A 13,340-nucleotide genomic window follows, 5' to 3' on the forward strand; every position below is an offset into this window, starting at 1 on the left:
CACGCCCGTCGCACGATCAGGGGACATACAGCCCGAAACGCCAGGGCTATGATCCAGCCGAATTGTTGCACGCATGGGACTGTATGCAAAGACAGCCCATGGGGGCATGCACCAAAACAACAGGCTCCTGGTGTTGGGAGTCAAGAACTCAACGGGACGGGGAAGGGGTCGCAAATGAAGCACGGCAGCGGGTTGTCGAGGTGGCGGGTGTGGCGGATCGCAGGGGCCGTGACGGTCAGCGTGGCGCTGGCTGCGTGCGGTGGGGATGGCGACGGTGCGGGAAGCAGCGCGGGGAACGGGAGCGGAGGTGGCACCCCGCCTTCGTCTCCTTCCACACCGGATACGCCGCAGTCACCAGGGACACCGGAGACACCCACCACGCCGCAGGCCGTGACATACCTGGGCGTGATCAGCTTCGGCGACACCATCGCCGTGACGCTCGACGCGCCCGCTGCGGGTCAGGTCCGTATCCGCTTCTCCGATTCCGCTTTCGGTCTGGCCGGTGCGGTGATCGGCAACTACGCAAGGAGCGGCGATGTCTACGCCGTTAGCGGCCTCAAGGCGGACGATGCCGAGCCGCCGCCTGCTTTTGTCACTGCGTTACTCAGTTCGGTCACGGCAACGTTCACGGTATCGGGCACCGCGCTGACCGGTGAAATCGCGGGGCTGCCGAAACAGCTTGGCAATGGCAAGCTCACCGGCCAGGTAACGGCCAGCAGTGTGACCGCGCCGGTCAGTGCCACGGATCTGGCTGCCACGTACACCTTCGTGCGCGCCCAGTCCACGTACTACACCAGTTCCGGCAACCTTCAGGTCCAGTATGGTTACGGCGGCCAGATGCGCGTCGGCGCGGACGGGGCCGTGCGGATGTGCCAGACGAGCGCCTACAGCGATGCCTGCGGCATGGGCCTGACCGGCACGCTTGTGCTGGCCGACCAGACCAGTTATCCCGGTGCCTACACGCTGACGTTGGGCGGCAAGGTGTGGGGCCGTGTGTTTGCGCGGCGCGAGAACGGCGTGACGACGCTGTACTTCGATCACAACCAGATGGACACCGGCGGCAATCGCATCGCGGGATCGGGTGTCTTCCGGCAGGCGCAGACCCTCACGATGAATCAGGTGGCAGGCCAGTGGGTCTGCCGGCAACCCGGCGTATCGTATGACGCGCCCACCGGCATCGGCCTGCGCGTTGCGCTGGATGGATCGGTGCAGGAGGAAACACTGACGATCGACGATGCGGGTCTGGTCGTCAGTGCACGCACGAATCTGTCGGCGGCGGTGACGCTGAATGCGGCCAATAATCTGATTGGCATGATGCTCCCTGCTGCCGTACCCGGTGTCCTGTCAGTGAACTGGATCTCGCAGGAAGCCGCAAGCGGCCTTCGCACGCAGGTGTTCATGCCCATCGACGCGCAGACCATGGCCTACTATGCCGAGGTCAATGCCAAGGCATCCGATCCGGTGCAATGGACGTATATCGCGCAGGGCATGTGCCGCAAGGGCTGATTTTTCCTTGACCGATGGTTTTCTCCCCTCTCCCGCACGCGGGAGAGGGGCGGGGGAGAGGGTAAGCCGTGCAATTTGCGACATGTTCAGCAAGCAGAATCTCCGGCCCTCTCCCCCAGCCCCTCTCCCACTGCATGGGAGAGGGGAGCCAACCACGAGCATCTCGAACACTGTTGGTTTTCTCCCCTCTCCCGCTCGCGGGAGAGGGGAGCAACACCGGCCAGCGACTCAGCGATCAAGCCAGATGACACGCCACCCAATGATCAACACCGCGCTCGGTGAAGACCGGTGCCAATTCACGGCACTGCGCGGTGGCGTGCGGGCATCGCGTATGAAAGCGGCAGCCTGACGGCGGTGAGAGTGGGCTGGGCAGTTCGCCCGCGATGGACGCCTGTTGCAGTCGACGCGCACCGGGGCGGGCCGAAGGCGCAGACGCCATCAGCGCGCGTGTGTACGGATGGCGCGGCGAATGCCACACTGCATCGCGCGGGCCTTGTTCGACGACCTGGCCGAGATACATCACGGCGATGTGATCGGACATATGCCGCACCACCGCCAGATCGTGCGAGATGAACAGGTAGGCGATGCCGAGTGTCTCGCGCAGGTCGAGCAGCAGGTTCAGCACCTGTGCGCGCACGGAGACATCGAGTGCGGACACGGCTTCGTCGCAGACGATCAGTTCGGGGTCGAGCATCAGCGCACGCGCGATGGCAACACGTTGGCGCTGGCCTCCAGAGAGTTCGTGAGGCAGCCGGTGCGCCATGTCGCGGTGCAATCCGACCTTGTCGAGCATGGCGGCTACGCGTTCACGGCGTGCCGCAGCATTGCCACGTCGATGAACAATCAGCGGCGCTTCCAGCGTCTTGCCGATGGTCGCGCGCGGATTCAATGATGCAGCCGGGTCCTGAAACACCATCTGCACGCGCGGACGGATATCGTCGAGCGCGCGGCCCTGTCGTGTGGTGATGTCTTCGCCATCAAGACGTATCTCGCCCGCATCGACATCGGTGAGTCGCATCGCCACGCGCGCAACCGTCGACTTGCCGCAACCGCTCTCGCCAACGAGGCCGAGCGTCTGCCCGTGCGCCACGTTGAGCGATACATCATCGAGTGCGCGTACCGTGCCGCCTTGGGTGCGGTAGTGGCGCGAGACATGGCGAAGTGCCAGCAGCGGTTCGGTCATGCCGCTACCTCCTCGATCTCGATCACGGTTGGCGAAGGGACGCGCAGCCGCGCGTGGCAGGCCACCTCGCCTGAGCCAGCGGGTTCCAGCACGGGCACCTCGGTCCTGCAACGCGCCACCGCGTGAGTGCAGCGCAGCGCGAAGGCGCAGCCGGCCGGCATGGCCGAAAGTGGCGGCACAGTGCCGGGAATCTCTGGAAGTCGACTGCCCGGTGGCAATGTTTCGATGGCGAGCGAGGCGAGCAAGCCCGCTGTGTAGGGATGCGCGGGACGTGTGAGCAATGCCTCGACTGGCCCCTGCTCGACGACGCGCCCCGCATACATGACCGCTGCACGGTCGGCGGTCTCCGCGACCACGCCAAGATCGTGCGTGATCAGCAACATCGCCATGCCAGTCTCTGCCTGAAGCCGCTTGAGCAATGCCAGGATCTGCGCCTGCGTGGTGACATCGAGCGCCGTGGTGGGTTCATCGGCGATCAGCAGGTCCGGTTCGCAGGCCAGCGCAATCGCAATCATGGCGCGTTGCCGCATGCCGCCCGATAGCTGATGCGGAAAATCATTGGCGCGTTCACGCGGCGACGGCATGCGCACCTGTTCGAGCAACGCCAGCGCACGCGCGTGCGCTTCGGCGTGCGTCACGCGGCGATGCAGGCGCACGGCCTCGATGATCTGGTCCCCGATGCGCATCACCGGATTGAGCGCGGACATCGGCTCCTGAAAAATCATGGCGATGCGATTGCCGCGTATGCCCTGCATCGCGCGGTCGTCGAGCGCAAGCAGATCGGCGCCGTTGAACAGGATCTGTCCGCCAGTCACGCGCGCCACACGGCGCGGCAGCAAGCGCAGGATCGAACATGCGGTGACGGATTTTCCCGATCCGCTTTCGCCAACGAGTGCCAGCGTTTCGCCGCGATCGATGGAGAGCGACACATCGTGCAGTGCCGTAACGTGACCGGTGGCCGTCGTGAAGCCGGTGCGCAACGCGCGAATATCGAGTAGTGCCATGTTGTCAGTGCCGTCGCTGGCGCAGATGCGGATTCAGGGCGTCGTTGATGCCGTCGCCAATCAGGTTGAAGGCGAGTACCGTGACCACGATGGCAAGACCTGGCAGGCCGCAGATGTACCACGCATCGGCCACCTGTTCGCGGCCACCGCCAATGATGGTGCCCCAGCTCATGACGTTGGGATCGCCCAGGCCGAGGAAGGCCAACGACGCCTCGGTCTGGATCGCGGTAGCCACGGTCAGCGTCGCCATGGCGATCACCGGCGGCAAGGCGTTCGGCAGGATCTGCGTGAGGATGAGGCGCGCGTCGCTCATGCCGACCGTGCGCGCAGCCAGCACGAACTCGCGCGAACGTAGCGAGAGAAACTCCGCGCGTACGAGTCTTGCCGTGGCGGGCCATGACACCACGCCAATCGCCACGACAACGGTCGTGACCGATGGCTTGAAGATGGCAACCAGCACCACGGCCAGTACGAACTTCGGTACGGTCTGGAAGACTTCGGTGACACGCATCAGCGCTGCATCGACGCGTCCACCGAAGTAACCGCCGATGGCACCCACGGTAATGCCCAGCGTGGCAGCCAGTGCAGTGCTGACGAGACCGATCAGCAACGACACGCGCGCGCCCGCCGCGAGACCTGTCGCGAGATCGCGGCCCATGAAATCGGTGCCGAGCGGATAGCCGGGATCATCGCCCGGCCACAGCATCGGCGGCCCAGCCATGTCCCACGGATCGCCGGGGAAAATCAGCGGGCCGACGAGCGCTACCAGTACCACCGCCAGCATCAGGACAAGCCCCAGCGTTGCCGAAGGATATGCACGGGCGAAGCGCCACCACGCGAGCGGTGTCGTTGCAACGGGCAGGCGAGAGATCAGCGTGCTCATGTCGTTGCGCCCTTCACAGTCACCGAGACGCGCGGATCGATGGCCGCATACAGCAGGTCCACGAAGATATTCACGACGGTCACCATCACCGAACTCAGCAGCAGGATGCCGAGCAACAGATTGAAGTCACGCGCGAGTACCGATTCAAAAGCGAGGCGACCCAGCCCCGGCCAACTGAACACGGATTCGACAAGTACCGCGCCGCTGAGTAGCGATGCAAGTTGATAGCCCGCCATGGTGACAAGCGGCAATAGCGCATTGCGTAGCGCATGCACCACGGTCACACGCACTTCGCCCGCACCCTTGGCGCGCGCCGTACGAATGAAATCCGCGCCATCGAGTTCGAGCATGGCGGTGCGCACCAGCCGGGTGTACACGGCGAGGTAGAACGTGGCGAGCGTGCAGGCGGGCAGCACCGCGTGACGCGCCACATCGGCCGCCCAGGCCAATCCCGTATGGCCCGCGCTGATATCCACCATGCCTCCCGACGGCAGCCAGCCGAGCCGCGCGGAAAGCAGCACGATTGCCATCAGTCCGAGCCAGAACGTGGGGACGGCATACGCTACCAGCGTGACGAGCGAGACGAGTCGATCCGGCCAGCGATGCACACGCACGGCGGAGAGCACGCCAAGTGCCACGCCCAGCGCGAGCGCGATGCCCATCGCCAGTGCCATCAGCAGCAGCGTGGCGGGAAGCCGGCTCAGGATGAGATCGAGCGCCGGCATGTTCTGGCGATACGAGAAGCCGAGATCGAGCGTGGCAAGCTGACCGAGATAGCGCACCAGTTGCAGCCAGACCGGCTGATCGAGTCCGAAGCTGGCGCGCAGTTGTGCCATGGTCTCCGGACTGGCCGCACCAGCCTCGCCGGCCAGTACATCGACGACATCGCCGGGCGCCAGTTGCAGGATGACGAAGTTCATCAGTGCGATACCGAGTACCACGGGGATCACCTGCAACAACCGCTGGCGCAGGAAAGCGAGGGCGGGGTGGCGCATGGCGTCAAGCCTTCGGTGTCAGCCACGCATCGGCGTACGACGCGAACAATCCGTCGCCCTGCGCAGTGGCCTTGCGGAAGCGTGCGGTGGACACGGTGACCCAGGTCTGCTCCACGAGATCGAGCACCGGCACATCGTCCTGCACGATCTTCTGCCACTGCGTGATCAGTGCCTTGCGTTTGCTCTCGTTGGCTTCGCGGCCAGCGGCTTCCATGATGCGGTCCAGTTCCGGATTCGAATAGCCCGAACCATTGGTCCACGGCGCACCCTTGATGATGTTCTTCGTCCAGAACAGACGCTGCACACCCAGCGTGGGATCGGGCAGGCGGTGCAGGCTGGAGATCATCAGGTCATAGTCCTGATCGGTGAAAACACGACGCAGATAGGTGGCGGTATCACCCGCACGCAATTCCACCTCCACACCCACGCGCGCCAGCGATTGCTTGATGAACTCGGCGGGCCGGCTCGCGGTCACGCCGCCGCCGCCATCGTAGTCGAGCGTGATGCGCAGGCGCTTGCCATCCTTGCCCGGCTTGAAGCCAGCCTGATCGAGCAGCGCCGCCGCCTTCTTGATGTCGTACGGATACTGCTGCGTATCGGGCGAGTAGTAGTTGACCACCGACGATGGCACCGGGCCCGTGGCGGGTTTGCCATAGCCGAGGAACACAACCTTGAGCAGTGCGTTGCGGTCGATGGCATAGGCCAGTGCCTGACGCACGCGCCGATCCGCGAAGTACGGCTTGCGCACGTTGAACTGCGTCAGGAAGATCGTGGCGAGATAGCGGCCATCGTCGGTATTGATGCGGTAACGCTGCTTGTCCTGGAAGCGTCCGAGGTTCGACAGCGGAATGCTGGAGCCCAGTGCCACGTCGATTTCGCCGGCCTCCAGCGCCACGGTGCGCGCGGCGGCATCGGGAATAAAGCGGAAGACCACGCCATCGAGATAGGGCTGGTCCTTCTGCCAGTAGTTCGGGTTGCGTTCCAGCCGCACATGGCTGCCCTTGACCCATTCCTTGAACACGAACGGACCCGTGCCGATGGGCGCATTGTTCAGCGGGTTGCTCAACACATCCTTGCCCTCGTACAGGTGGCGCGGCAGGATCTGCGCGCCATACGTGTTGATGTAGTTGAGCAGGTACGGTGCGGGCGACGACAGGCGGATGATCACCGTATGCGGGTCGGGTGTATCGACGGCCGTGACGTTGGCGAATGCCGCACGGCCAAACGGATGCAGTGTCTTCCAGACTTCGAGCAGTGTGTACTTGACGTCGGCGGCAGTGAAGTCCTTGCCGTCATGCCATTTCACATTCTTGCGAAGCTGGAAGGTGGTGGTCAGGCCATCCGCCGACGTAGTCCAAGAGGTCGCCAATGCGGGCACGGGCCGCAGATTCAGGTCGTAGGCCACGAGCCCTTCGAGCACCTTGCTCGACACCTGGCCGATGTTCATCGTCGTGATGAATGCCGATGTCAGCAGCGTGGGTTCAGGTGACACCGCCACGTTGAGCACGCCGCCACGTATGGGCGCACCCTGTGCAGCGGCGGCGTTCGCGAGTACGTCAGCAGAGAACGGTACGCCGAGGAAAAGGAGCGAGGAAGCAGCAAGGAAATCGCGACGGTTCATGGCAAGCGGGGCAGAAGTTTCTCGGAGGGGTCAGCAAAGCGCAGGCACTGAGTGTAGAAACTGTCCGCTACGGCGTGAACGAAGGATTTCCTCTTTGCTATCGCGTTTCGTGTGGAGAGGGTGGTGAGTGTGGCAATCAGTCGAGCAGATCGGGCTCCGCCTCGACCAGCCCCGTGTACAGACTCTCGAATGCGTGCAGCGATCCTTCGTTGCCGCCAACCTGTCCCTGCGTGTGGCGCGCAGTGGCCTCGTCGATGGGCTGCGGCGTACCGGCGGCTTCCGCCAGCAGTTGCGTGTGCGCGGCGTTCTCCAGTGCGATATACCACCACGCAGTGGCTTCCACGGTGGGGCCGGCAGTCAGGATGCCGTGGTTCTTGAGAATCACGCCCTTGTGGGTCTGACCATCGCCCTTGTCGAGCGCCTGCGCGATGCGGTCGCCTTCGCTGTTATCGACCACCATGCCGGTGAAGTCATCGAAGAGTGCGTGATCCTCGAAGAACGAGCAGGAATCCTGCGTCAGCGGATCGAGCATGCGGCCCAGCGTGGACCACGCCTTGCCATAGGTCGAATGCGTATGCGCAGCGGCCACGATATGCGGATGCGCGTCGTGAATCGCCGCGTGGATCGCAAAGGCCGCCTTGTTCAGCGGCCGCTGGCCCACCACGGTTTCGCCACGGGAGTTCACCAGCAGCAGGTCCGACACGCGAATGCGCGAGAAGTGAATGCCCAGCGGATTCACCCAGAAATGATCGGGAAGCTCGGGGTCGCGCGCGGTGATATGGCCGGCGAGGCCGAGATCGAAACCGAATCGCGCGAACAGCCGGAACGCACCGGCCAGCCGCTCCTGTCGATGGCGACGCTCCGCTTCCACGGTGGGGCGCAATGGCAGCGGATCAAACCAGAACTTCTGTTGCGGTGTGGCGTTGGGCACGATAGACGGCGTGCGTTCAAACGGGAATACGGCGCTCATGGCGAGTCCTTGCAGAGTCGGGAGGTGGGACCCGAGGACCGTACGCCATGCCCGGTGGGAACGGAACGAACAAAGTGGCGTTTCGATATGCGGCATATCGATATCGGGTTTCGTTCGTTCCCATGCGGCATGGCGGTGCCTATGCTGTGACGCTCCCCTATGTCCCACCCTCGCTATGTCTATCTCCGCGCCACCCCGCCAGCTTCATCTGAATCTCAACGCGCTGCATTCGGGCTTTGTCCCGTCGGCGTGGCGCCTGACCGGCAGCGATCCGCGCGCGTTTGTCGATGCGCAGCACTACGTGCGTCTGGCGCAGGTAGCCGAAGCCGGCAAGTTCGACGCGATCTTTCTGGCGGATAACGCATCGATTGCCGATCAGATCAACTTCCGGCCCATCACGGCGCTGGAGCCCACGGTGCTGCTCGCTTGCGTGGCAACGGCTACGACGCATATCGGCCTCGTGGCCACCGCATCCACCAGCTACAACGAGCCTTACAACATCGCGCGCCGGTTTGCCACGCTCGATCACGTCAGCGGCGGTCGCGCCGGATGGAACGTGGTGACCACGGCCGATGCAGGTTCCGCGCGCAACTTCGGCCAGACCGGACCTGCCGAGCACGCGCGACGTTATGCGCGCGCGGACGAGTTCACGCACATCGTCAAGTCGCTCTGGGATAGCTGGGAGGACGATGCCTTTGTCGGCGATCGTGCGGCGGGACGCTTTGTGCATACCGAAAAGCTGCAGCCCATTGCGCATCACGGCGAGTTCTTCGATGTGCAGGGCCCGCTGAACTTGCCGCGTACCCCGCAAGGCCATCCGGTGCTGTTCCAGGCTGGCGGGTCGTCCGATGGGCGCGACCTCGCCGCGCGCCATGCCGAAGCGGTGTTCTCTGCGGCGCAGACTGTCGAGGAATCGGCGGCTTATCGGCGCGATATCAATCAGCGTGCCGAGGCACTGGGTCGCGGACGCGATGCCGTCAAGATCCTGCCCGGACTGACGACCATCGTCGGTGCAACCGAAGCGCAGGCCCGTCAGCGCCGCGACGCACTCGTAGACCTGATTCCATGGGACTACAGCCTGAATCGACTGGCCGGCACGCTTGGTATCCCCGTGGATCGTCTGTCACTCGACGCCCCATTGCCCGACGATCTGGTGCTGCCTGCGAATGGCAATCACACGTTCTTCGCGGCCACCGTGGCTTTCGCGCGGCGTCAGAACGCCACAGTGCGCACGCTGATTCGTGAACTGGCGGGCGGCGGCGGGCATCGCGTCATCGTCGGCACACCGGAGCAGATCGCCGACGATATCGAACACTGGTTCCGCAACGGTGCGGCAGATGGCTTCAACCTGATGCCCGATGCGTTGCCCGATGGGCTGCACGACTTCGTCTATGGCGTGGTGCCGATCCTGCAACGGCGCGGCCTGTTCCGCACCGAGTACACGGGACATACGCTGCGCGAGCATATGGGGCTGGTGAGACCGGCAGGAAGAGTGCGACAGCAGGCCGCAGCGTAAGGTGCCCATGGTTTGCGCCCCTCTCCCGCAGTGCGGGAGAGGGGCGGGGGTGAGGGCCAGCGGTTCAAATTGCGATTAGTCGGCAAGCAGAACCTCCAGCCCTCACCCCCAACCCCTCTCCCACTGCGCGGGAGAGGGGAGCTAACCACGGGCATCTCGAACACTGTTGGTTTTCTCCCCTCTCCCGCAGTGCGGGAGAGGGGCGGGGGAGAGGGCAAGCAGTTCAAATTGCGATCAGTCGGCAAGCAGAACCTCCGGCCCTCTCCCCCAGCCCATCTCCCACTGGGCGGGAGAGGGGAGTACACACCGAGGCCTGCAAGGGTATTCACTAGCGCGCAATTCTTGACGTTGTCGTGACTGCGCCGTCATTATCGGAACCGGATCTCCGATAACAGTACGGAATAGCATGCGGCTGGAAGATTTGAACTATTTTGCGGCGGTGGCGCAGGCGGGCCAGATCGCGCGCGCTGCCGAGGACATGGGCCAAAGCCAGCCCGCGTTGACCAAGGGGATTCAGCGGCTGGAGCAGGAACTGGGCATCCAGCTATTTGTGCGGTCTTCGCGTGGCATGGACCTGACCACCTCCGGCGAAGTCTTTCTCGAACGCATTCTGGCTGTGCGCAGTTCGCTGCACGACGCCATACGTGAAGCGCACGACTTGCATCTCGGCAAGTTGGGCGTGGTGCGGGTAGGTGTGCCTTCATCGCTGACGGGGTCGGTGTTCTCGGATGCGTTTGCCGAACTGATCAGGCAGCGCCCGGCCGCACGCGTGCAGATCACCATCGGCTTGCATGATCCGCTGTTGGCGGCGTTGCATCGCGGAGAGATCGATCTCTGCATCGCCACGTTGTCGCGCAAGCCGGATGCGGACATCGAGCAGACGCCGCTGTTCGACAACGACCTTGTGGTCGTCGGGCGCGAACATCATCCGCTGCACAACAAGCGATCGTTGCGCCTGGCGGATCTTGGCGGCTACCCGTGGTTGTTGCCCAATGCCAATGTCATTGCACGCAAGCTGGTGGATGCATGCTTCACCGAAGCCGGGCTGCCCCCGCCGAACGTGGCGCTGGAAGCCAATTCGTCGGCGGAAGGGTTGATGGCGGTGATTCGCAAGACCGACTTGCTGACCGTGGTGGGCCGCCGCACGCTGACGCAAGCCACGCGCGGGCTGCGTGCGCTCGATGTGCCCAACATTCGCTGGCCGCGCAGCGTGGGTATCCTGCGGCGCGCTGGCAGTTACCATTCGCCGCTGGCGGATCGCCTGATCGAGATACTGGTCAAGCAATCGAGCCACCATCAGTCGTAGACCCTCAGTCTCCGTAGATTCCCACGCGCTGGACGAGGTTGCCCCATGCGGCGGCCTCCGACTGCATCTGCCGGGCGATCTCGTCGGGTGCCATCGGTTTCCAGCTCGACCACACCTCGGCGCGCTTGCGGCGCCATTCCTCCGTCGCACTCGTCTTGTCCATCGTACGGTTCAGCGTCAGGACGATGTCCTGCGGCGTGCCACGACGCACCATCAATCCCGTCCAGCCCGTGCGCTCATAACCCGCAAAGCCCTGCTCCTTGAACGTCGGTACGTCAGGCAGATGCGCGGAACGCTCGGTGCCGGTGACCGCGAGAATCCTCACCTGTTGCTTGGCGAGCAGCGGGCGCAGGTTCACGATGTCCAGCATCATGTATGAGATCTGGCCGCGCAGGATATCCATCAATGCCGCGCCTGCGCCCTTGTAGGGGATATGCGTGGCCTCGAAGCCGAGGTCGTTGGTGAGCTGGAATCCGTAGAGATGCGGCACGGTGCCGTTGCCGAGTGACGCATAGTTCAGCGTACCGTTCTGGCGGCGCGCCCACGCCGCCCACTCGCGCAATGTGCGGCTCGGATTCGATGCCGGTATCGCCAGGCCAATCGGGGCAGCGCCTGTCATGGCAACGGGCACGAAGTCCTGCATGGGCCGATAGGGCAGCTTGCGGAAATAGCTCTGCGTGATCGTGAAATTGGCATTGGCCAGCAGCAGGTCATAGCCGTCTGGCGCCGAGAGCAGCACGGATTGTGCCGCGATCTGACCGGCGGCACCGGGCTTGTTGTCGACGATCATCGGCACATTGCCCAGCGCAGGCGAGAGCGATTTCTGATACTCGCGCAATTGCAGATCCACGGGGTCGCCTGCGCCCGACGCCGTGACGAAACGGATCGGCCGGCTGGGCCATTTCTCGGCGTATGCGGAACCTGCGAGCGCCATGGCTACGGCGCCGCCGGCCTGCATCAGGAACTTGCGCCGGCCTTGTGCTGCATCGTGCTTGGTGAAACTGTTGCCCAACATCGTCTCCTTGTTTTCCTGGCGGTCGGCTCAAGACCTGTGGCGAATGACCGATTCATGGATGGCCGTGACTGCCGCCGTCAATGCCGCGGACGTTTCCAGCACGCGGGCCGGATCGTCGCGGCGTTGAATTTCCGCGGCATGCGTGGGGCGCGCCGCGTCGTCGGGACTCGACGAGAACTTGACCGCGACGAGGGATTGCGTCGGGTTGATGTAGAGGCGCTGGCCGAACCGCCCGCTGGCCTCGACGCTGCCGTCGCCATCGTTGCACTGGAACCAGTAGTGGCGATAGCCGTAGCCGTCGCGGCCGGACACCAGATTGCCGCGTGCGAATCGGGCGTGGTTGTCGGCGGGCTGGAACAGGATGCGGGCGACGTCAGGGGAAACGGGTCCCGATACATCGCCCTGCATCGCACGGCGCACCGTTTCGGCAAAGCGTGCGGCGTCGCGCAGCGTGGAGTTCAGGCCGCCGCTGGCCATCTCGGTGCCGAGTCGATCCACGCTCGTATAGGCATCGTCATCGGCGAATCTCGACCACAGGCGATCCGTCACAAGTTGTGACCAGCGCTGGCCTGTGATGCGGCGCAGTGCCCAGGCAACGGCTTCGGCGGAACCGTTCTGGTAGTACCAGACGGGTGCGTCGTCGTGCGTGCCGGTTGCGTGTGCCACCTTCAGGAAGTCGTAGATGTTGTCGGGCGCATCGTCCTTGCGCGGCAGGATGCCAACGGCGGCGAACAGCCCAAGATCCGGAGGCAATGCGGGCGGATATCCCACGGACACCTCCATGTCGAGATTGCGCTGCACGGTGGCATCGCCGAACGGATTGCCCGCGAGTTCGGGCACGTATCGATGCAGCGGCGCCTGCGGATCGAGGCGGCCTTCGCTGACGAGCATCGCGGCAAGCAGGCCCGTCACCGACTTGGTCATCGATGCCCAGATATGCGGCTGGTGCGCGTGAATGCCGCCGCAGTAGCGTTCATAGACGATATGACCGCAATGCGCGACCAGAAAGCCATCGGTGTGCGTGGCCTTCAGGTACTGGTCGAGTTGCATGGACGCGCCGCCCACTGTCAGCGGGATATCGTCGAGGTGCTCGCCAGCATCGTCACTGGCAACCGGCAACGGCATCGGCTGCGCGGCATGGCGCATGCCAACGGTCGGCGCTACCTCGCGCGTGTGGCTCAGTGCCCACCGCATGAACGGCGGACGCAGTCCGCCGCCGCGCGCCACCTGTTTGTCGAGGGGCGGGGGAAAGCCCTGCATGATGCCGTCATCGCACTCCATACCCCGTACTGTCATGACCTCTCCACGTTCTTGTCCGCGACGTCTGCCAGGGCGGCAGGC

At 64.2% G+C, this 13,340-nt stretch carries 11 protein-coding genes; 3 read left to right on the plus strand and 8 right to left on the minus strand.

All coding sequences use genetic code 11. The features are described 5' to 3' along the window. The first annotated feature begins 174 nt into the window (after positions 1-174). Complete coding sequence (locus GA566_RS16530) at positions 175-1,506, plus strand: hypothetical protein (RefSeq protein ID WP_160473395.1); 1,332 nt, start codon at positions 175-177, stop codon at positions 1,504-1,506. A gap of 235 nt (positions 1,507-1,741) precedes the next feature. On the opposite strand, the gene GA566_RS16535 is transcribed toward GA566_RS16530, so the two are convergent. The 6 genes from GA566_RS16535 to GA566_RS16560 form a co-directional block, all read right to left on the minus strand. Further along, positions 1,742-2,689: an ABC transporter ATP-binding protein gene (locus GA566_RS16535; RefSeq protein ID WP_160473396.1), complete on the minus strand. Its 948-nt coding sequence runs from the start codon at positions 2,687-2,689 to the stop codon at positions 1,742-1,744. Further along, entirely contained in the window at positions 2,686-3,693 is a 1,008-nt protein-coding gene (locus GA566_RS16540; protein ID WP_160473397.1) for an ABC transporter ATP-binding protein, read from the minus strand. The genes GA566_RS16535 and GA566_RS16540 overlap by 4 nt, the downstream gene beginning before the upstream one ends. A 4-nt stretch (positions 3,694-3,697) precedes the next feature. Further along, positions 3,698-4,576 (minus strand): ABC transporter permease, encoded by an 879-nt coding sequence (locus GA566_RS16545; RefSeq protein ID WP_160473398.1) that lies wholly within the window; start codon positions 4,574-4,576, stop codon positions 3,698-3,700. Beyond that, on the minus strand, positions 4,573-5,571 hold the full coding sequence (locus GA566_RS16550) for an ABC transporter permease (protein ID WP_160473399.1): 999 nt from the start codon (positions 5,569-5,571) through the stop codon (positions 4,573-4,575). Before GA566_RS16550 ends, GA566_RS16545 begins: the two co-directional genes overlap by 4 nt. A gap of 4 nt (positions 5,572-5,575) precedes the next feature. Continuing rightward, positions 5,576-7,192 (minus strand): ABC transporter substrate-binding protein, encoded by a 1,617-nt coding sequence (locus GA566_RS16555; protein WP_160473400.1) that lies wholly within the window; start codon positions 7,190-7,192, stop codon positions 5,576-5,578. A 136-nt stretch (positions 7,193-7,328) separates the two neighbouring features. Then, positions 7,329-8,162, minus strand: a complete 834-nt coding sequence (locus GA566_RS16560; RefSeq protein WP_160473401.1) for a class II aldolase/adducin family protein — start codon at positions 8,160-8,162, stop codon at positions 7,329-7,331. Between the two features lie 175 nt (positions 8,163-8,337). On the opposite strand from GA566_RS16560, the gene GA566_RS16565 reads away from it, so the two are divergent. Then, positions 8,338-9,678 (plus strand): LLM class flavin-dependent oxidoreductase, encoded by a 1,341-nt coding sequence (locus GA566_RS16565; protein WP_160473402.1) that lies wholly within the window; start codon positions 8,338-8,340, stop codon positions 9,676-9,678. A 406-nt stretch (positions 9,679-10,084) separates the two neighbouring features. Then, complete coding sequence (locus tag GA566_RS16570) at positions 10,085-10,984, plus strand: LysR family transcriptional regulator (protein ID WP_160473403.1); 900 nt, start codon at positions 10,085-10,087, stop codon at positions 10,982-10,984. A gap of 4 nt (positions 10,985-10,988) precedes the next feature. Here the strand turns inward: GA566_RS16570 and GA566_RS16575 are convergent, their stop codons facing one another. Then, complete coding sequence (locus GA566_RS16575; RefSeq protein WP_160473404.1) at positions 10,989-11,999, minus strand: tripartite tricarboxylate transporter substrate binding protein; 1,011 nt, start codon at positions 11,997-11,999, stop codon at positions 10,989-10,991. A gap of 27 nt (positions 12,000-12,026) precedes the next feature. After that, complete coding sequence (locus tag GA566_RS16580; protein WP_237380428.1) at positions 12,027-13,295, minus strand: serine hydrolase; 1,269 nt, start codon at positions 13,293-13,295, stop codon at positions 12,027-12,029. Positions 13,296-13,340 lie beyond the last annotated feature (45 nt).

This window comes from Cupriavidus sp. SW-Y-13, assembly GCF_009793345.1.
GTDB lineage: Bacteria > Pseudomonadota > Gammaproteobacteria > Burkholderiales > Burkholderiaceae > Cupriavidus.

Bases quoted from the DNA above. Each gene is read 5' to 3' on its own strand.
- GA566_RS16550 (WP_160473399.1), bottom strand. From the start codon at position 5,571: ATGCGCCACCCCGCCCTCGCTTTCCTGCGCCAGCGGTTGTTGCAGGTG.
- GA566_RS16560 (WP_160473401.1), bottom strand. From the start codon at position 8,162: ATGAGCGCCGTATTCCCGTTTGAACGCACGCCGTCTATCGTGCCCAAC.
- GA566_RS16580 (WP_237380428.1), bottom strand. From the start codon at position 13,295: ATGACAGTACGGGGTATGGAGTGCGATGACGGCATCATGCAGGGCTTT.
- GA566_RS16570 (WP_160473403.1), top strand. From the start codon at position 10,085: ATGCGGCTGGAAGATTTGAACTATTTTGCGGCGGTGGCGCAGGCGGGC.
- GA566_RS16555 (WP_160473400.1), bottom strand. From the start codon at position 7,192: ATGAACCGTCGCGATTTCCTTGCTGCTTCCTCGCTCCTTTTCCTCGGC.
- GA566_RS16540 (WP_160473397.1), bottom strand. From the start codon at position 3,693: ATGGCACTACTCGATATTCGCGCGTTGCGCACCGGCTTCACGACGGCC.
- GA566_RS16530 (WP_160473395.1), top strand. From the start codon at position 175: ATGAAGCACGGCAGCGGGTTGTCGAGGTGGCGGGTGTGGCGGATCGCA.
- GA566_RS16535 (WP_160473396.1), bottom strand. From the start codon at position 2,689: ATGACCGAACCGCTGCTGGCACTTCGCCATGTCTCGCGCCACTACCGC.
- GA566_RS16565 (WP_160473402.1), top strand. From the start codon at position 8,338: ATGTCTATCTCCGCGCCACCCCGCCAGCTTCATCTGAATCTCAACGCG.
- GA566_RS16545 (WP_160473398.1), bottom strand. From the start codon at position 4,576: ATGAGCACGCTGATCTCTCGCCTGCCCGTTGCAACGACACCGCTCGCG.
- GA566_RS16575 (WP_160473404.1), bottom strand. From the start codon at position 11,999: ATGTTGGGCAACAGTTTCACCAAGCACGATGCAGCACAAGGCCGGCGC.